Here is an 18,736-nt window from a genome sequence, read left to right on the forward strand (position 1 = left end):
GGCGTGGGGAGTTGTGGTGCGGAGCGCGCCGTAAGTCCCCACGTAGTGGTTGGGGTCGTCTTGCGTGGGGGGTTTGGGTGCGGGGTGGACCGTAAGTCCCCACGTAGTGGTTGGGGCTGTCGTGCGTGGGGAGTTTGGGTGCGGAGCGCGCCGAAACTCCCCACGCTTGGTCGTGCGCGGGGTGGGCCGGAGGTTCGCGTGGTTGGGGCTGGTCAGAGGGTGTGGGCGAGGGTGAGGCCCAGGGCGGCGGCGCCCAGGCCGGACAGCAGGCTGAGCAGGACGTAGGCGAAGGCGGTGGCTCGTTCGCCGCGGCGGGCGAAGCTGAGGGTCTCCCAGGAGAACGTGGAGTAGGTGGTCAGCGCGCCGCAGAAACCGGTGCCGATCAGTGCGGTGAGGCCGGCGGAGAGCGGCAGGCCGAGCACCAGGCCGAGGATCAGCGAGCCGGTGACGTTCACGGCGAGGGTGCCCCACGGGAAGCCGGCGCCGTAGCGGACCTGGACGTAGCGGTCGGTGAGATAACGCAGCGGGGCGCCGATCGCCGCGCCGAGCGCGACCAGGAGAAACGTCATCGCGCGCCGCCGGGCGTCCCGTCAGCCGGCTCTGGCGCGGCTGCTGGGGCGGTGGTGGCTTTTTCGGTGAGGGTGGCGCCGGCCCAGACGGCCAGCAGGGCGCCGAGGACGGTGGCGGCCAAGTAGGTGAGGCCGATCGCCGGTGTGGCGCGCAGGACGTCTACCTCGGCGGTGGAGAACGTGGTGTAACCGCCCAGGAATCCGGTGCCGAGGAACAGCCGGGTGAGCCGGTGACCTGGGCGGAAGCGGGCCAGCAGGGTATACAGCACGCCGATCAGGAAACAGCCGGAGACGTTGATCAGCCAGGTGGCCCAGGGGAACTCGGCCGGGGTGTGCGGCCAGGCGAGGCCGAGGCCGTAGCGGGCCAGCGCGCCGAGCACCCCACCGGCCGCGACGGCCGCGATCGCACGGCGGTCCACGTCGAGATTCAGCGCCACGGGTAAGCCCGTTACCGGAGGCGGGTCACGGTGAGGTCCATCGGAGCTGACGGTAGCGCGCGGGCGGCCGGGGGGACGTGGCGGCGTCCTCCCCGGCCGGTTCCGGGCGCTTCGGGGCAGATCCACCGATCGCATGAAACGACCTGAAACAGGCAATGTAAATGCCCGTTGACCTGTGCCTCAGCGGTTTCATGGTCCACTGTAGGCGACGATCTTGCGGAGTGGGAACCCGCCCTTGGTCAGTCCGGCACGCCGAGTCGGCAGCAGTCACCAGCCGTAGTCGACACCGTGATGTCGCGTAACTCGACGCCGGAGGCCCGTTCGAAGCGCACCGGTGACCAGTCGTCGCCGGTCCCGGTTCCGGCCAGCCGGCAGTTCCGCACCGTGCTGTCCCGGTAGGCCAGCACGCTGATGACGCCGTCCACCTCGCTGCGGCCCCAGCCGGCGATCCGCACCGCGTAGCGGGGGCCGGTCCAGCGCACGCAGACGTCCTCGACCTCGATCCGGGCGCCGACGTCCTCGGACGACGACACGAACCGGTTGGTGTTGTCGCCGGGCAGCAGCCGGAAGCCCATCTCCACGTCGCGCAGGCACGCGCCGGTGACCCGGACGTCGTGCACCGAGCTCAGGTAGAAGCCCTCGATCGCGTCCCGTACCCGCAGATCGGAAACGGTCAGCTGGTGCGGGTGGTAGGTCGGACCGGTGATCGACGAGACGTCCGCCCCGGCCGCGCCCCAGTGCACCGCGACCCCGGTGTATCCGCCGGTGATCAGCACGTCGTGCAGGGTGACGGCTCGCACCGCGCCCATCACGCCGATCGCGTTCGCGGTCCGCAGCGGCCCGTGGTCGACGTGCACCCGCCGGACGTCGATGTCGCTGATCCACTCCGGGGTGCCGGCGTAGAGGTACTCGCCGATGGTCAGGCCGGTGCCGCGGTCGCCGCCGTGCTCACCCGGGTCGGCCGGGGCCGGCCGCAGGCCGAGGTCGCTGATCGCTACGTCGGAGCCGAGTACGTGCAGCACCGGGTGGCCGGTCCGGGACTCCGAGATCAGCCAGGTGTCCGCCGCGGACGAGCCGCGGACCGTCCAGCCGCCGGGGACCCGCAGCCCCTCGGCGATCCGGTGGTTGCCGGGCGGCAACTCGAGCTTGCCGGGCGGCCGAGAATCCAGCAGCTCCTGCAGCACCCGATGGTTGAGAACCGGATCATCGCCGAGCTGCGCCAAGGCGCCACCCAACGGGCCGGGAGCGCCGGGGGAAGCGGGCGAGGCAGGGGTCATGACGGGGTCAGCCGCCAGGACAGCGTCGGCTGGGCCTCGGTCGAGCCGAGCAGCACCGGATTGCCCACCGGCGCGGCGAACCGCACCGTCAGGTTCCCGTCCTGATGCCGGGACACGTCGACCGGGACGGCTTCCCCGGTGACCAGGTCGGCGGCCAGCACCTCGGCCACCTCGCCGGGCCGGTGCGGGAGTGCGCGAACGGCGACCCGCCGCGCCGCCCGGGACAGCTTGAACACCGCACGGGCCGGCTTCTGCCGGGTCCACCGGTTGCGGGGACTGATCGGCACCGGTGGAGCGGCCGACACTCCGGCGCCCTCCAACCGGTACGACAGCGCCGCACCCGGCTGCACCACCGCGAAGTCGCACCCGGTGTGCCCGGCCGGCCCACTCGGCGCGGTCGCGGCCGGCTGCTCCCGTACCGAAATGTTGTTGATCCGCAAACCGATCGCGGACCTGGCGCTGAGCCGCGGCCCGGCCCACGACGGCGGCAGGGCGTCGGCCAGCTCCACGATCAGCAGACCGTCGCGGTCCAACTCACCGGCCGGCAGGTCGAAGGCGAGCGTGGCGGTGGCCGGCGCGGCCCCCCGCCAGCCCTGCCGCCGGGCCAGCACCAGCGCCCCGCGGATCTGACCCTGCGCCCGCAGCGTGACCAGCCGGGGCAGCTCGGGGGTGAGCCGGGCCGGGCGCACCCGGTCGGACCACCAGCGGATGCCCATCTCGTCCAGCCCGACCGAGACGGTGACCCGGACCGGCGCGCCGGTGCCGTTCACCTTGACCGCGATCGCGCCGAAGTCGCCGTTGATCCGCCCGACGATCCCGGTGCCACGGATCATCTGGTCCAGGATCACGATCGACGGGCTCGCGCCGGTGCCCAGCTCCAGCGGGAGCGCGGCGGCGACCGAGGGCTCGTCGTAGTCGGTCCGGAACCACGAGCCGATGCTCATGAGAGTGGCGCCGACAGGTCGGTACGGGTCAGCAGCGGCTCGCGCCGGGTCCACATCCGCTCCACCGTCTCGAACAGCGGGTCGGCGTCGCTCTCGATGTGCCGGAACGTCGCCCGCATCGACTTGAGCAGGGTGTTCGCCGGCCAGACCTCCCACTGCGGGACCTGCGGGGTGACCACGTCCGAGCCGCTGCGGTAGAGCCACAGCCAGAGCCGGGCGCGCTGCACCTGCTCCTCGGTGACCAGGGTGGCGCCGTCCCGGATCGCGGTGAGGCTCTCGTCGAGCGTCTTGAAGTACGCGTCGGCCGAGTCCACCACCGTGGACAGACCGCACGAGCTCCACTCCGACCAGCCGGCCTGGATCACCGGGATGCCGTACGCCGGGAGCTCGTTGCTGACGCTGCCACGGACCGTGACACCCAGGTCGGTGAGGCTCCACAGCGCGTTCTTGCTGAGCGTGGCGCTGGGCCGGAAGACCAGGTGCTTCGACTTCTTGTGCTGCTTGGCGAGCTGGTCGAAGAAACCGGTGGAGTCGTAGAGCTTCTGGCTCGGGTGGTCCAGGAACATCCACTGGGTATCGGTGCGGTTCGCCGCCCAGTTCGCGGTCTCGGTGAACCATTCGGACAGGCTGGGGAACAGCTCCCGGTTGGTGCCGAGCGCGTCCGAGACGGCGTGGTTGAAGACCGCGACGATCGGCCGGTCCGGGTCGAAGCCGAACCGGGCCGCGGCGTGCCGGCGCAGCAGGGCGCGTTCGGCCGGGTTGTTCAGGTCGACCGACGCGCTCGTGCCGCCCCGCCACCAGCTCGGCCGGCCCAGGTTGACCTTGGCGCGCCAGGCGATCAGCTCGGTGACCGGGCGCAGCTTCTCCCGGCGCGGCCAGACCTGACCGTCGAAGACCTCACCGATCTGCCGGGTCAGCTCACCGCGGAACGTCTCGGTGTGCGAGTCGTGCTCGGGGAAGAGCGCGTACGCCTTGAGGCAGCCGGTCTGCTGGGTGTGGATCACCGGTACGCCGGCCTGCCGGGCCACGTCCACGGCCAGGCCCCACTGGTCGTAGTCGACGTGGCTGGTGACCAGCGCGACCACGTTCTGCTGGAACTGCTGCTCGTAGTACGCCGCGAGGGCGTTGCCGTAGCGGACCCGGTCGGCCGGCGGGTTCTCCCGCATCCGAGGGATCTTGGCGAGGCGGGCGTCGGTCGCCTTGATGTTGTCGGCGACACTCTCCGCCAAATCCGGAGACGGCTTCGAGTCCGACTTCTTGACGATCTCCCACACGTCGATGGTCTCGGACGCGCCGTACGCGGCGGCGAACTCCCGCACCAGCGACACGTCGAAGCCCTGCCACAGCGTCTCCGCCCAGGACTCCTCGACGCCGGTGAAGACGATCATGCGGGCCGGGCGGATCTTCCGGATCGCGTTGGCGACCGCCAGGTTGCGCAGCGTCACCCGCAGATCCTGGTGGAACGCCTCGACCAGGATCACGCCGTCATCGGCCGGCTCGGGCAGGTTCTTCTGCCAGAACACCTCGGCCGCATTGAGGAAGTGCTTCCACTCCTGCTTGTTCGCGTTCAGCAGCACGTCAGATCAGGTCCCAGGTCAGCGGAGTTCCCTTGGCGGCGTCGGCACTGAAGACACGACCGAGCGCGATGCTCATCATGTCCGGCTCCAGGCCACCGGTCGGGCGGATCGAGCGGACGTTCTGCGCGGTGACCGGGTCACCGGCTTTCACGTCGGTCACCACGTAGAGCGAGCGGCGGAAGCGCAAGCCCTCCTTCTCGGCCTCGGTCGGGCCGATCTCGGTGGTGCCCAGCGCCTGCCAGGCCCGCTCCGATTCCACCACGAGCGCGGCGAGCTCACCCGGGTCGAGCGAGAACGCCGAGTCCACGCCGCCGTCGGCCCGGTCCAGCGTGACGTGCTTCTCGATCAGTACGGCACCGAGCGCGACGGCCGCGATCGGCACGCCGATACCCAGCGTGTGGTCGCTCAGGCCGATCGGCAGCCGCAGCGCCTCGGCCAGCACCGGGATGCGCCGCAGATTCGTCGACTCCGGGGGAGCGGGGTACGACGCGGTGCAGCTCAGCACGGTGATGTCGGTGGCGCCGGCGCCCCGCGCGGCGTCCACCGCGGCGGTGATCTCCTTGAGCGTTGCCATACCGGTGGAGATGATGATCGGCTTGCCGGTCGACGCGCAGAGCCGGATCAGCGGCAGGTCGGTGATCTCCGACGACGCGATCTTGTAGCGCGGCGCGTCCAGCTTCTCCAGCAGCTCGACCGCGGTCGGGTCGAACGGGCTGGAGAACGCCTCGATGCCCCGCTCCCGGGCCCGGTCGAAGATCGGCGCGTGCCAGTCCCACGGCGTGTGCGCCCGGGTGTAGAGGTCGTAGAGGTACTCGCCGCCCCACAACTCGTGTCCCGCCGACAGCTGGAACCGGGGGTGCTTGACGTCCACGGTCAGGGTGTCCGCGGTGTACGTCTGGATCTTGATCGCGTCCGCGCCCGCGTCCGCGGCGGCGTCGACCAGCTGCAGCGCCCGGTCCAGCGAACCGTTGTGGTTGCCGGACATCTCCGCGACGATATAGGGCTTCGTTTTACTCATTTCGCTCTCTCTGTCCAGACGACCGTCTTGGGGACCCCGTCGACCAGCCGTTCATATCTGCGCGTCTCGCGGAAGCCGAACCGCCGGTGCAGCGCCAGCACCTGTTTGTTCTCCTCGAGCGTCTCGCCGCCGAGGGTCTGCAGGCCGAGCGGGCCGAAGGCGTACGCGACGGCCTCCTTCTCCAGCCGCATCCAGGCGGGGAGCAGACGCGGGCCGAGCCCCTCGACGTCGAGGTAGAACGACCAGGTGTTGCCGTTGAAGATCACCACCCCGGCGGGTACGCCGTCCTCCTCGTAGATCAGGACGGTGCCGGCGCGGCTCGCCCACCAGGCCGCGTGTTCGGCCGGCTGGATCTCATGAGTGGTGAGGCTGACGGAACGCACCGCGGGGTGGTTGCGCCAGTTCAGGACCGGGTCGCGATCGGAGTCGGTGGCGGGTCGAAGCACGCCGGTCAACGTAAAGAGCTGGTTTGGACCGGTCGTGACGCGACGGGGGTGTCCTGGGAAACCAGAGGTGGACGTTCGGTGGGCCGGCGCCGCAGACCCGCCAGCCGATAGCCGGCGCGCACCGCGGAATAGAGCGCGTAGCTGTTCGCGGCGACCAGCCGGTGCTTGATCCCGGCCGATCCGGACGGCGACCGGTGCCCGGCCGGGCGGTGCCGCCGGTACTGCTCGGCGATCCGGCGGAAGAACGGGCGGCGGAACCGGGCGTGCATCCGGGAGTCGTTGCCGGCCACCACCAGCAGGTGGTTGACCATCAAGGTGAACATCCGGAGCCGTACGGCCGGCGGCGTGTCGTTCCGGTCCAGCCAGCGGTGCAGCGCGTCGTACTGGTCGAAGGCCTCGAAGTGGCGCTCACTGCGGGTCGCGGTGATCGCGCCGGGGCGCCCGATCCGGTAGTGGTAACAGACCCGGTTCAGCACGTCGACCCGGCCGGCGGCGATCAGGACCGGGTTGCTGAACGGGATGTCCTCGTACCAGCCGGCGCGGAACCACAGCTCGTTCTCGATCAGCAGGCCGCGCCGGATGATCCGGTTCCACGCGGTGTGCTGCACGCCGAGCAGACGGTCCAGGGAGGGTTCCCCGGCGAGCAGCGGGGAGCTGGCGTCGGTCTGCAGCCGGCCGTCCTCGTGCTCGCGCAGGTGGTCGACGAGCAGCACGTCCGGCTCGGTCTCGCGCAGGCGGTCCAGCACCGCCCGGATCGAGCCGGGCGGGAGCTGGTCGTCGCTGTCCACGAACCAGACGTACCGGCCGGTGGCCTCGGCGAGCCCGGCGTTGCGGGCCAGGCCGAGACCGACGTTGCTGGACAGGTGCAGCACCCGGACGGTGCCGTGCTCCGCCGCGTACGCGTCGAGCATGGCACCGCAGCGGTCCGGTGACGCGTCGTCGACCGCGATCACCTCGACGGCCGCGTTCTCCTCCGGGGTCAGTCCGGCCCGGATCGAATCGAGACAGGCCAGGAGGAAGTCCTCGACCGCGTAGACCGGCACCACGACGGTCAGCTGAACACCCATGGGTCCACCGTTGACGTGTCACGTGACGCCCAGGCGAACCGCAGCTGAAGGAGTCCTACGTCACAGGAGGCGGGTTGGGGAACAGCAGGTTGTCCATCGCGTCGGTGGTCAGCGGTTCGGCGAAGTAGTAGCCCTGCCCCAGCTCGCAGTTGCCGCCGGTGAGCTCGCTGAGCTGCTCGATGTGCTCGATCCCCTCGGCCACCGTCGACAGCTGCAGGGCCTGTCCGAGCTGGATGATGCCCAGGGTCAGCGCGGCCGCGGCCGGCATGTCGCCGATGTCGTCGACAAACGACTTGTCGATCTTGATGATGTCCACCGGGAAGTTCCGCAGGTACGCCAGCGACGAGTACCCGGTGCCGAAGTCGTCGATCGCCAGCCGCACCCCGAGCGCCTTGATCGCGTGCAGCCGCTGCAGCGTCTCCGGCCGGTGCTCGACGAGCAGCGACTCGGTCAACTCGATGATCAGGCACTTGGCCGGCAGCCCGCTCTCCTCCAGCGCCGAGGTGACCAGCATCGGCAGGTCGGCGCGCTCGAGCTGGACCGCGGACAGGTTGACGCTGACCGTCAGCGGCGTCTCGGCGGTGCGCTGGGCGTTCCACCGGGCCGCCTGGCGGCAGGCCTCGCGCAGCACCCACTCACCGATCGGCACGATCAGCCCGGTCTCCTCGGCCAGCGGGATGAACTCCAGCGGCGGGATCATCCCGCGCTCCGGGTGCTGCCAGCGGACCAGCGCCTCCAGCCCGGAGATCTCCTGGTCCCGCAGCCGCACGATGGGCTGGAAGCGCAGCTCGAACTCGTGCCGGAGCACCGCCCGGCGCAGGTCGGCCTCCATCTCCAGGTGTTTCTGGAACGACTCGCGCATGGCCGGCTCGAAGACCGCGCACTGGTCCTTGCCCTGCTTCTTCGCCTCGAACATCGCCAGGTCCGCGCGGACCAGCAGGTCCTGCGGGTCGACGGTGCCGGTCTCGGCATACGCCACCCCGACGCTGCAGCTCGCGAAGACCTCCCGCCCGTCCAGGTCGAACGGGTCGCGCAGCGCGGCCACGATCCGCCGGGCCACCGGCACCGCCGCCTCCACCCCGGACACGTCGGGCAGCAGCACGGCGAACTCGTCACCGCCCAGCCGCGCCGCGGTGTCCCCGGTACGCAGGCACTCCCGCAGCCGGTCGGCCACCGCCGCCAGCAGCCGGTCGCCGATCGCGTGCCCGAGCGAGTCGTTGACCACCTTGAACCGGTCCAGGTCGACGAGCAGCGCGGCCACCCCGCCGGAGCGGCTGGTCGCGAACGCGTTCTCCAGCCGGGTGGTGAACAGCGAGCGGTTGGCCAGCCCGGTCAGCGAGTCGTGGAACGCGTGGTTCATCTCGCGCAGCGTGCGTGCGTCGGTGATGGCCAGGCTGACGTGCTCGGCGAAGGCCCGCAGCACGTCCTGCGACGCCGGGTCCCAGGCCCGGAGTTCCTGGTAGGAGCCGACGAAGAGGGCGCCGACCACCACGCCGTCCTCGTGCACCGGCACCGCCATCACACTCTTCAGCTTCGCCCGGACGATCTCCGGCACGGCGATCGGCGAGTTCGCGTAGTCGTCGACCGCCACCAGCTCGTCGCCCATGATGGCGAGCCCGGCGACGCCCAGCGACGCCACCGGCACGCCCTGCATGCGCAGCACCCCCTCGTCGGGAACGCCACGGCTGGAGAACAGGCTGGTCCGGCTCGGGTCGTCGAGGTCGAGCACGATCAGGCCGGACATCTCGACATCCAGCAGGTCGGCCGCGCTCGAGGTGATCTGGTCGAGGATCCGGCGCAGCGGCTCGCGCCGGGCGATCGCCCGCTGCACCGAGCTCAGCTCGTCGAAGAGCCGCTGCCGGCGCTGCAGCGAGTTGATCAGGCGGTCGTTCTCGGCGGACTGCTGGCGCTCGGCCTCGATCAGGTGCCGCGCCTGCAGGCTCAGCTCGAGCACCCGGGCCATCCCGCGGAGCAGGCAGACCTCCTCGACGCTGAAGATCGCCTCGCGGCCGAGCACCAGCACCCCCGGGGTGACCCCGCCGAGGTGGGCCAGGGCGACCGCGTAGACGCGGCCGTCGGCCTCGAAGGTGGTGCGCCGCCCATCGGTGATCTCGGTCAGGGCCTGCGCCGGGATCCGCTCGACCGGTATGCCGACCGCGGCGACCACACCCCTGTCGACGATCAGCACGGCGAGGTCGGCGCCGAGCGCGCGGACGGCGCACTCGACGGCGGCATGTTGCGCCGCGGCTTCATCGGGACGGTCGGCGACCACGGCGAGAAACTCCGTCAGTTGCTGGGTGGCGAGCACGTGGATGCAGTCGGCGTCCGGCGACGGCAGTTGAGGAATTGCAACCGAGCCGTCAACGGGTGTGCCAATCTGGTCACGAGCGGTCAGTGTGTCGTTACTTGCGGTTGTCAAAGTCGGGTTCGGTGCGCCTGAATAGAGTTCGTGGTCACCGCTGACGAACCCGCGCATCCGGCACCAGCCGGGCTCGCGCACGGCCGTCTCGGCGCCGGCTCCGCCGCCTTGTTCGGCGTGGCCGCGGCCGCACCGATCGCCACCGTGGTCACGGTGATCCCGCAGGCCCTGGCCGCCGGCGCCGGACCGCTCGTGGCACTGTCCGTCGTCGCGGTCGCGGTCTTCCTGTTCATTTTCGGTACGTCGTACGCCGCGATGATCCGTCGCCGCCCGAGCGCCGGCGCCACCTATCCACAGGTCGCCCGGGGCCTGGGCCGCCCGGCGGCGCTGATCGCCGGCTGGCTCGCGCTGACCGGTTACCACGCGATCCAGTTCGGTCTCTACGCCGTGCTGGGCCAGGCCGCCGCGCCTCTGCTGGACAACTGGTTCGGGGTGAGCGCACCGTGGTGGGCGGTGGCCGCCGGGTGCTGGGCCGTCGTCGCGTTCTGCGGCACGCTGCGCATCGAGTTCGCCGCGGGCGTGCTCGGGCTGCTCGCCGTCGCCGAGGTGGCCGTGCTGATCGGCCTGGCCGGCGCGTTCGTGCTGCGCCCGGCCGGCGGACGGATCGAGACCGGCACCTACCTGGTCACCGACCCGGCCCGGTGGGACCGCCCGCTGCTCGGCCTGCTGCTGGCCGTCGCGGTGCTGGCCTTCGCCGGCTTCGAGACCACCGCCGGATATGCCGAGGAGTCCCGCGACCCGGGCCGCACCACCGGCCGGGCGGCGCGGGCGGCGGTGCTGCTGATCGCGCTGCTGCTGGCCGGGGTCAGCTGGAGCCTGATCGTGGCGGCCGGCCCGCGCGAGGTGGCCGGGCGAGCCGCCGCACACGGTCCCGAGCTGCTGTTCGTGCTGGCCGACGAGCGGATGGTCGGCTGGGCGGTCACCCTGGCCCGGCTGACGCTGCTCACCGGCTTGCTCGCCGCGGTCCTGGCGCTGCACCAGGCGATCGTCAGGTACCTGTTCGCGTTCGGGCGGGAACGGGTGCTTCCTGGCGTACTGGGAAGGGTTTCTCGCCGGACCGGCGCGCCGCGCGCCGCCTCCCTGACCCAATCGTTGGTCGCGGGTGCCGCCCTGACCGGCGCCTACCTGGCCGGCGCCGACGCGTCGGCACGCACCGCCCGCTGGCTCGTCGTCGGCGGTGGCCTCGCGATCCTGGTGTTGCTGCTGCTGACCGCGCTGGCCGCGCTGCTGCACCTGAACCGGGTGCCGGAGGGTGAAGGGGTCTGGACGCGGTTTGCCGCACCGTTGCTGTCCACTGTGGCTCTCGGTGTGCTGTGTTGGCTGGCCGGGCGGCATCTGGCGGTGCTGCTGGTGGTTCCGGCGGGTTCGCCGTGGGTGACGGTGGTGTTCGGCGGGCTGGCGGCCTGCCTGGTGGCCGGGCTGGCGCACGCGTTGGTGCTGCGGACGGCGCGGCCGGTGCTCTATGCGGGGATCGGGCTGGGCGGGGCGGCGCTGGTGGTCACCCCGAAGGTGGCGCACCCGTCGGGAAATCCGTGGTCGTGGGACACACCGCCGGGGGTGGCTGCTGATCCGTCGGCCGTCGACCCGCCGGGGGTGGCTGCTGGTCCATCGGCCGTCGCCCCGCCGGCTGCCGGTGAGTCGCCCAAGATCCCGGAGCAGCGGACGCCTGGGGCGCATCGCCCGGAGCGGATCCACGGCGAGGTCAACGGCTGATCAGTTCCGGTCGTCGGCGGCTAGCGGGACGGCGCTGCCGCGGACCAGCCCCAACTGCACGCCCTGCCGGGTCAGCACCCCGTCGAGCATCCAGTCGGCCACCACCCGCACCCGGTTCCCCGGCATCGACAGCAGGTGATAACCCCGGCTCACGGCCTTGCCGGCCACCCCGCCGAGCGCCACCCCGAACGGGTTCGCGGCCGCCTTCCAGCCGCCCAGGTCGACCACGAACCCGAGGTCCCGGTGCCGGTAGGCGCGTCGCTGCCCGTGGCCGTAGGACGCCGCCACGTTCCCGGCGACCAGCCGGCCCTGCCGGACCGCGTGGTGAGCCGTCTTCCCGGTCAGCGAACCCGGGTGGATCACGTCCGGCACCGCCGCGGCGTCACCGCAGGCGAAGACGTCCGGCCGGCCCGGCACGTTGAGGAACTCGTCGACGACCAGGCGCCCGTCCCGGGTGGCCAGGCCGAGGCCGGAGACCAGCGGCTCCGGACGCACGCCGACACACCAGACCAGGGTGCGGGTGGGCACCTGCTCGCCGTTGGTCAGCCGGACACCGTCCGGTCCGGCCTGCTCGACCGCGGTGCCGGTCAGCACCCGTACGCCGCGGTGGCGCAACACCTGTGCCGCGCTGTGCGACAGGCGCGGGTCGAGGGTGGGCAGCACCCGGTCGGCGGTGTCCAGGATCAGCCAGCGTGGCAGGTCCCGGATCAACGGCCGGTGCGCCGTCAGCGCGGCGGTGAACAGGGTGCCCTGCGCGGCCACCTCGGTCCCGGTGTATCCGGCGCCGGCCACCACGAACGTGCACCGGGCCCGGCGCTCGGCCGGATCGGTGGCCTGCTCGGCCAGCTCGATCTGGCGGGTCAGGTGATCGCGCAGGTAGAGCGCCTCCGGAATGCCCCGGAATCCATGTGCGTATTCGGTCACGCCGGGCACCGGCAGGAGCTTGTTGACGCTGCCGACGGCGAGCACCAGGCGGTGGTAGCCGAGCACACCGCGGTTGCCCTCCGGGTCGGCCCACTCCACCGTGCGGGCGTCCAGGTCGAAGGCGCCGGCGTGGCCGAGCAGCACGCGTACGCCGGGCAGCGTCGCGGCGAGCGGCACCGAGATCCGCCGGGGTTCCAGGATCCCGGTGGCGACCTCGGGCAGCAGCGGCAGATAGAGGAAGTAGTCGGTCGGGTTGAGCAGCACGATCTCGGCCCGGCCGCGGGAGGCCCGGAGCAGGTGGCGAGCGGCCGCGTAGCCGGCGAAACCGGCGCCGACGATGACGATCCGGGGGCGTGGCATTCCGAGGTCCTTCCCGACGGTCCGGCCCGGCCGGGCGGGTCTCCGTCCGAGCCTGCCACCAGCGCAAATGATCGCGGCGAAGTTGCGAAAACTTCTTCGGTGGATGGCACGATCATCGGTAATGACCGCGACCGGGACTTCGGCGGCGGCGGCCACGTCGGCGACCGGACCGCCGCGACGGTGGGGCCGGGGCCCATGGGTGGCCGTCGTGATGGTGGTCGTCCTCGGCGGGGAGTTGATCCTCGGCTGGTCCGCGTTGTCCGAGGCGTTCACCCAGCTGCGCGCTCCGCACTGGGGCTGGGTCTGCGCCGCTCTGGCTGCGGAGATCGCCTCGATGGGCACCTACGCCCGGATGCAGCGAGCTCTGCTGCGCGGGGCCGGCACCAAGGTCAGCGTGCGGCGGCACGTGGCGATGGCGTACGCGGCACACTCGCTCAGCGTGACCCTGCCCGGCGGCCCGGTCTTCTCCAGCAGTTTCAACTTCCGGCAGATGCGCCGGTACGGCGTCTCGCCCGCGGAAGCGTCCTGGTGCATCGCGCTGAGCGGGGTGCTCTCCACCGGTGCGCTGATCCTGGTCGGCTCGGTCGGCGGGCTGCTGGCCCGGAACACCGGGAGCTGGCGCAGCCTGCTCGGCTACGCGGCCGGCGCGGTCGTGGTGACCGCCGGGGTCCGGCTGATCGCCAAGCACCCGCTGTGGCTGGACCGCCCGGTGCGGGCGCTGCTCGGCGGGGTGAACCGGGTCCGGCGGCGGCCGCGTGAGCACGGCGCGGACCGGCTGTTCGGCTTTGTGACCCAGTTGCGGGCGATCCGGGTGCATCCGCTGCACTTCACCGTCGCGGTGCTGCTGGCCTGCGCGAACTGGCTCTTCGACGCGCTGTGCCTGTGGGTCTGCTGCATCGCGGTGGGCGCGGACCGGATCTCGCCGGTGCACCTGCTCATCGCGTACTGCGCCGGGATGGCCGCGGCCAGCGTCCCGGTGATCCCGGGCGGGCTCGGCGTGGTCGACGCGGCGCTGGTGCTCGGCCTGGTGGCCGGCGGGCTGACCAGCGCGAGCGCGGTGGCGGCGGTGGTGCTGTACCGGGCGATCAGCTTCGGCTTCATCATCGGCGCCGGCTGGCTGGTCTGGCTTCTACTACGCCGCCGAGCCCGCCGCACCATCTAACCCCTGCCCCCGCGTTGTGTGTGAACTTTCGGTGCGCTGCGCGCCGAAAGTCCCCACGCAGGCCTTGTCTCCGGGTTGTGTGTGAGGTTTTGGTGCGCTGCGCGCCGAAAGTCCCCACGCAGGCCTTGTCCCCGCGTTGTGTGTGAAGTTTTGGTGCGCTGCGCGCCGAAAGTCCCCACGCAAGCCCCGCCTCCGCTGCCGCGCCGCCCGCCCGCGCCCGGTTGCGCCCGCCCGCGGCCTGCGCTTGCGTCCCGGTTGCGCCTGCCCGCCCGCGGCCTGCGCCTGCGTCACCGGGTGCGCCTGCGCCGGGGCGGGGTGGAAGTAAAGGTGTCTAACAAAAACTACCAACCTCGAAGGTTTCTTGACAGTTAAGAAAACATCGACAAACATGACTGCGGAGAGCGCTCTCTACGCCGGACATCCCCCAGTCAGCGCGTACCCCCGCGGTGCGTGCGGAGTAGGACGCCCATGCCACGCTCCCTCCCCTATCTGCTCCTCGCGGGTGCGGTCACCCTCACCGCAACGATCGGCACACCGCCAGCCGTCGCCGCTCCAGAAGCCCCGGCAACGGCAACGGCAACGGCGACGGCGACGGCCGCGAGCATCGACCCCGGCATGATCGCCGCGATGCACCGCGACCTCGGCCTCACCGACGAGCAGATCGGCGACCGGCTGACCGTCGAAGCCGCCGCCCCGGTCGTCGAGAAACGGCTGCGTGAGCGGCTCGGCGCCCGATTCGGCGGCGCCTGGATCCCGGCCGGTGCGACCCGGCTGACCGTCGCGGTGACCAGCGCCGCGGACGCGGCCACGGTCCGCGGCGAGGGCGCCGTACCGAAAATTGTCTCCCGTTCCGCGAGCGACCTTGACGCGGCCCGCACGAAGCTGGACCGCAACAGCGCCCGGGCCGGCACGGCCATCCGGAGCTGGTACGCCGACCCGGCCACCAACAGCGTCGTGGTGGTCGTCGCGCCCGGCGCCGAGGCCACCGCGAAGAGCTTCGCCGCGAGCAGCGGCGCCGGCCCGGTCACCGTCCGGACCGCCACCGCGGCACCCCGCCCGATGTACGACACCCGCGGCGGCGACCAGTACGTGATCAACGGCAACACGCTCTGCTCGGTCGGCTTCCCGGTGGCCGGCGGCTTCGTCACGGCCGGTCACTGCGGTGGCGCCGGCAGCCCCACGCTCGGCTACAACAACGTGGCACAGGGCACGTTCGCCGGCTCGTCGTTCCCCGGCAACGACTACGCCTGGGTACGCACCAACGGCAACTGGACCTCCCAGCCCTGGGTGAACAACTACGCCGGCGGCAACGTGCTGGTCGCCGGCTCGCAGGACGCCGCGATCGGCAGCTCGATCTGCCGTTCCGGCCGGACCACCGGCTGGCGCTGCGGCACCCTGCTGGGCCGCAACGAGACGATCAACTACGCGCAGGGCGCGGTGTCCGGCCTGAGCCGCAGCAACGCCTGCGCCCAGCCCGGCGACTCCGGCGGCTCGTGGATCTCCGGGAACCAGGCGCAGGGTGTCACCTCGGGTGGCACCGGCGACTGCACGTCCGGTGGCACCATGTGGTTCCAGCCGGTCAACGAGATCCTCCAGGTCTACGGCCTGTCCCTGACCACCACGGGTGGCGGCGGCGGTGGCGGCGCGATCCTGAGCAACTGGAACAACAAGTGTCTGGACGTGCCGAACGGCAACTTCTCCGACGGCATCCCGGTGCAGATGTGGGGCTGCAACAACTCGGCCGCGCAGAAGTGGGAGGCGACCGGCGGCGCTCTGCGCACCGGCAACAACAAGTGCCTGGACATCCCGTGGGGTTCCACCGCCAGCGGCGTGATCATCCAGATCGCCACGTGCAGCGGCAACCCGGCGCAGCAGTGGGTGCTCAGCGCCGCCGGTGACCTGGTCAACCCGCAGGCCAACAAGTGCCTGGACATCAAGGACTGGAACGGCAACGACGGCGCCCAGCTGCAACTCTGGGACTGCGCCGGCACCCTCAACCAGAAGTGGCGCCGCTAGCCGGTAGCGGTTTTCCGGCTGGTTCTCAGGGGTGTGTCGAGCGTGCGATGACACCCCTGAGAACCAGCCGCGGTGCGGGAGTCGCGCTGCGGTCCGGGGTGGGCCGCAGTCTCGCGTCGGCCTCACGGGCGGGACGCGGCTCGTAGCCTGCGTCGGGCGCTCTGCCGTCCGTACCAAAAAATTAAGTGCGCTCCTCCGGGCGGATCGGGAGGTTGTCGGTCTTGCGGCCGAAGAGTTTCCAGCCGCGCTTCTTCTTCTCCACGGTCGGTACCGCGTCGCCGTTGAGGATGTCCAGCCGCTGCCGGGCCACCGGGTTGCCGGGTTCCAGCCGCAGCGAGGTGGTCAGCGCCTGCCGGGCTTGGTCGACGTGGCCGAGCGAGGCCAGCGCCACCCCGTGCGTGAAGTAGTAGTGCGCCTCGTTCGGGTCCAGGCCGATCGCGGTGCGGGCGGCCTGTTCGGCGTCGGCCAGCTGGCGGTCGGCGGCGAGCAGCGCCCAGGCGACCCGGTCGTGCCAGAGCGGGTTCTTCGGCTCGACGATGACCGCCCGGTAGGCCATCGCCATCGCGTCGTCGTGTTTGCCCTGCAGGGTGAGCGCCCGGCTGGCGATGGCCAGTGGGCGGGGGTCGTCGGGGGCGAGTTCGATCGCTTTGTGCGCGGCGGCCAGCGCCGGTTCCACCTGGTCGAGCGCGAGGCGGATGCGGGCCATCAGGATCCAGCCGGTGACCGAATCGGGCCGGCCGGCGAGGACCGGTTCGAGCATCGCGGCGGCTTCGGCCGGTTGCAGACCCTCGAAGAGCGCGGCAGCCCGTGCGACGGCCGCCTCGGTCGGATCGGCATGACCGCCGTCAGAAAAACCAGGACCGGCATGACCGCTGTCAGAAAAACCAGGACCGGCACTGCCGGGCCCAGAAAAGCCAGGACCAGCGCCGGGCGAGCTAGCACCGGGAAAGCCGGGGCCGGGGATGCCGGGATAACCCGGGGCGCCGGGATAGGCGGCGGCAGGGGGAAGGACGGCGGGTGGGGCCAGGTCGGTCATCGGGCCGCTCCGGGTAGCCAGGGGACGGGGCTCACATGCACCACTTCGGCAACCCGGTGCTGTTTCTTAGGACAAACCCGTCAGCCGCGCGGCGCCAGCGCGGCGAGCAGCCGAACCCCGAAAGCCGCCAGACACGCCACCCCGAGCAGGCCGGGCAGCCAACCGGCCGGCGCGACGATCGCGGTGAGCAGCAAGGCGAGGGTCAAGACCGCTGTTCCGCCCGCGATCCGCTGCCGGGCCAAAACCACTGTGAGGTACGACCTGAGCACCCGGTCGATCCGGGCCAGGAAATAGCCGGCGTACGACGCGGGGGCGAGCGCCGCCACCGCGGCCAGGCTCCGCGCCCACCCGGCCGAGTCGTCCGAGACCCGCCAGCCCAGGTACGAGAAGATCACCATGATGATCGCGGTGTACACCAGGAACTGGCGGAACGCCGCGTCCAGCAGGTGCCGGCTGGCCTCCTGACGAGGGTCCGCCCGCAGCGCCGCGGCCAGCCCGGTCATGCCCCGGGCCAGCCGGCTCAGCGCGAACGGGTTGCGGTGCACCACGTCGAACGCGGCCAGCTCGTGCCGGGCGATCGCGTTCTCCGGCTCGAGCTTCAGCGCGTCCCGCAGCGCCTCCCGGGCCCGGTCCGGCAGGCTCAGCTGCTTCATCACCATGGCGTACGTGATCCGGAAGTCCGCCTCGTCGGGGTCCAGCCGGATCGCCTCGCGGGCCGCGTGCTCCGCCTCCACCGGCCGCTGACTCTGTTCCAGCAGCGCCCAGGCGAGCCGGTTGTGCCGGTACGGGTTGTCCGGCTGCCGGGCCACCGCCTCCTGCGCCATGGTGATCGCCTCGGGGTGCCGGCCGAGCGCGGTGAGCGTCCGGCTCAGCGCGGTGAGCGCGTCGGCCGACCCGGGCGCGTGCTGCACCGCCCGGGCCGCCACCTCGTGTGCCAGTTCCGGCTTCTCCAGGGCGAGCTGCGCGTGGGCCATCAGGACCAGCGCCGCCACGTGGTCGGGCTCGGCGGCCAGCACCGGCCCGAGCAGCTCGGCGGCCGCGGCCGGCTCGCCGCGCTGCAACTGCAGCCGCGCCATCGCCACCGGGGTGGTGTCCGGCTGCACAGTGCCCCCTAAGTCGGTGTCAGCTCAGGCCGATCACGCCTTCCACGATCAGCCAGATGCCGAAGATAGCGAACAGTGCGGCGGCGCCCCACTTGATGACGTTCTCCGGCAGGTGCTTGCCGAGCAGCCGGCCGACCAGGATGGCGAGCGCGTCGGCGGCCACCATGCCCACCGTGGAGCCGACCCAGACGCCGAACCAGCCGTGCTGGGTGGCCAGGGTGATCGTGGCGAGCATGGTCTTGTCGCCGAGTTCGGCCAGGAAGAACGCGCCACCGACGGCGAGGATCGCGGAGCCGCTGGAGCGTTCCGCCTTGTTCTTCTCGTCGTCGGTGAGCTTGTCGCCGCGCAGCGTCCAGGCCCCGAAGGCGAGGAAGGCCACACCGGCGACCAGTGAGATCCAGTCGGTGGGGATGGCGGTGCCGAGGCCGTACCCGATGCCGACCGAGACCAGGTGGACCAGTGCGGTGGCGGCGGTGATGCCGATGAGCGTCGGCACGAGCTTGAAGCGCGTGGCGAACGTCATCGCCATGAGCTGGGATTTGTCGCCGAGCTCGGCGACGAAGATGACCGCGAAGCTGATACCCAGCGCGGCGATGAAGCCTTCCACAAATGTCTCCCGGTGTCAGACGACCGGGGCTCAGGCGCAGGGCGACCTCGACCCGGCCGTC

General features: G+C 71.6%; 16 protein-coding genes. 3 read left to right on the forward strand and 13 right to left on the reverse strand.

Annotated elements, in window-relative coordinates; translation table 11 throughout:
* Positions 1-212 precede the first annotated feature (212 nt).
* The 9 genes from crcB to Apa02nite_RS19605 form a co-directional block, all read right to left on the reverse strand.
* Positions 213-569, reverse strand: a complete 357-nt coding sequence (gene crcB / locus Apa02nite_RS19565) for a fluoride efflux transporter CrcB (RefSeq protein WP_203826261.1) — start codon at positions 567-569, stop codon at positions 213-215.
* Positions 566-1,006, reverse strand: a complete 441-nt coding sequence (locus Apa02nite_RS19570; RefSeq protein ID WP_239164411.1) for a fluoride efflux transporter FluC — start codon at positions 1,004-1,006, stop codon at positions 566-568. The genes crcB and Apa02nite_RS19570 overlap by 4 nt, the downstream gene beginning before the upstream one ends.
* A 239-nt stretch (positions 1,007-1,245) precedes the next feature.
* Complete coding sequence (locus tag Apa02nite_RS19575) at positions 1,246-2,229, reverse strand: right-handed parallel beta-helix repeat-containing protein (protein ID WP_203826263.1); 984 nt, start codon at positions 2,227-2,229, stop codon at positions 1,246-1,248.
* A 50-nt stretch (positions 2,230-2,279) separates the two neighbouring features.
* Positions 2,280-3,227, reverse strand: coding sequence for a hypothetical protein (locus tag Apa02nite_RS19580; protein WP_203826264.1), 948 nt, complete (start codon positions 3,225-3,227; stop codon positions 2,280-2,282).
* A complete protein-coding gene (locus Apa02nite_RS19585) occupies positions 3,224-4,804 on the reverse strand; it encodes a hypothetical protein (protein ID WP_203826265.1) in 1,581 nt (526 codons plus the stop codon). Before Apa02nite_RS19585 ends, Apa02nite_RS19580 begins: the two co-directional genes overlap by 4 nt.
* A 1-nt stretch (position 4,805) precedes the next feature.
* Positions 4,806-5,822 carry a pseudaminic acid synthase gene (pseI, locus tag Apa02nite_RS19590; RefSeq protein WP_203826266.1) on the reverse strand — a complete coding sequence of 339 codons (1,017 nt, stop codon included), beginning with the start codon at positions 5,820-5,822 and terminating at the stop codon, positions 4,806-4,808.
* Positions 5,819-6,277: a GNAT family N-acetyltransferase gene (locus Apa02nite_RS19595; RefSeq protein WP_067693387.1), complete on the reverse strand. Its 459-nt coding sequence runs from the start codon at positions 6,275-6,277 to the stop codon at positions 5,819-5,821. Before Apa02nite_RS19595 ends, pseI begins: the two co-directional genes overlap by 4 nt.
* On the reverse strand, positions 6,274-7,335 hold the full coding sequence (locus tag Apa02nite_RS19600; protein WP_203826267.1) for a glycosyltransferase family 2 protein: 1,062 nt from the start codon (positions 7,333-7,335) through the stop codon (positions 6,274-6,276). The genes Apa02nite_RS19595 and Apa02nite_RS19600 overlap by 4 nt, the downstream gene beginning before the upstream one ends.
* Positions 7,336-7,390: 55 nt before the next feature.
* Positions 7,391-9,643, reverse strand: a complete 2,253-nt coding sequence (locus Apa02nite_RS19605) for a putative bifunctional diguanylate cyclase/phosphodiesterase (RefSeq protein ID WP_239164412.1) — start codon at positions 9,641-9,643, stop codon at positions 7,391-7,393.
* 141 nt (positions 9,644-9,784) lie between these two features.
* Here Apa02nite_RS19605 and Apa02nite_RS19610 point away from each other — a divergent pair, with 141 nt between their 5' ends.
* A complete protein-coding gene (locus tag Apa02nite_RS19610; RefSeq protein WP_203826269.1) occupies positions 9,785-11,467 on the forward strand; it encodes an APC family permease in 1,683 nt (560 codons plus the stop codon).
* Here Apa02nite_RS19610 and Apa02nite_RS19615 read toward each other — a convergent pair whose 3' ends face one another.
* On the reverse strand, positions 11,468-12,751 hold the full coding sequence (locus Apa02nite_RS19615) for an NAD(P)/FAD-dependent oxidoreductase (RefSeq protein ID WP_203826270.1): 1,284 nt from the start codon (positions 12,749-12,751) through the stop codon (positions 11,468-11,470).
* Between the two features lie 211 nt (positions 12,752-12,962).
* Here Apa02nite_RS19615 and Apa02nite_RS19620 point away from each other — a divergent pair, with 211 nt between their 5' ends.
* Positions 12,963-13,913: a lysylphosphatidylglycerol synthase transmembrane domain-containing protein gene (locus tag Apa02nite_RS19620; protein WP_239164417.1), complete on the forward strand. Its 951-nt coding sequence runs from the start codon at positions 12,963-12,965 to the stop codon at positions 13,911-13,913.
* Positions 13,914-14,381: 468 nt separating this feature from the next.
* Complete coding sequence (locus tag Apa02nite_RS19625) at positions 14,382-15,929, forward strand: ricin-type beta-trefoil lectin domain protein (protein WP_203826272.1); 1,548 nt, start codon at positions 14,382-14,384, stop codon at positions 15,927-15,929.
* 181 nt (positions 15,930-16,110) lie between these two features.
* On the opposite strand, the gene Apa02nite_RS19630 is transcribed toward Apa02nite_RS19625, so the two are convergent.
* The 3 genes from Apa02nite_RS19630 to Apa02nite_RS19640 all read right to left on the reverse strand — a co-directional run bounded on the left by Apa02nite_RS19630 (position 16,111) and on the right by Apa02nite_RS19640 (position 18,675).
* On the reverse strand, positions 16,111-16,965 hold the full coding sequence (locus tag Apa02nite_RS19630; protein WP_344574966.1) for a tetratricopeptide repeat protein: 855 nt from the start codon (positions 16,963-16,965) through the stop codon (positions 16,111-16,113).
* 80 nt (positions 16,966-17,045) lie between these two features.
* Complete coding sequence (locus Apa02nite_RS19635) at positions 17,046-18,068, reverse strand: tetratricopeptide repeat protein (protein WP_239164413.1); 1,023 nt, start codon at positions 18,066-18,068, stop codon at positions 17,046-17,048.
* A 19-nt stretch (positions 18,069-18,087) separates the two neighbouring features.
* The gene (locus Apa02nite_RS19640; protein WP_203826273.1) at positions 18,088-18,675 is read right to left on the reverse strand and encodes a TMEM165/GDT1 family protein; all 588 of its coding nucleotides are present in this window, start codon (positions 18,673-18,675) and stop codon (positions 18,088-18,090) included.
* Between the last annotated feature and the right edge of the window lie 61 nt (positions 18,676-18,736).

This window comes from Actinoplanes palleronii (genome assembly GCF_016862315.1).
Classification (GTDB): domain Bacteria; phylum Actinomycetota; class Actinomycetes; order Mycobacteriales; family Micromonosporaceae; genus Actinoplanes; species Actinoplanes palleronii.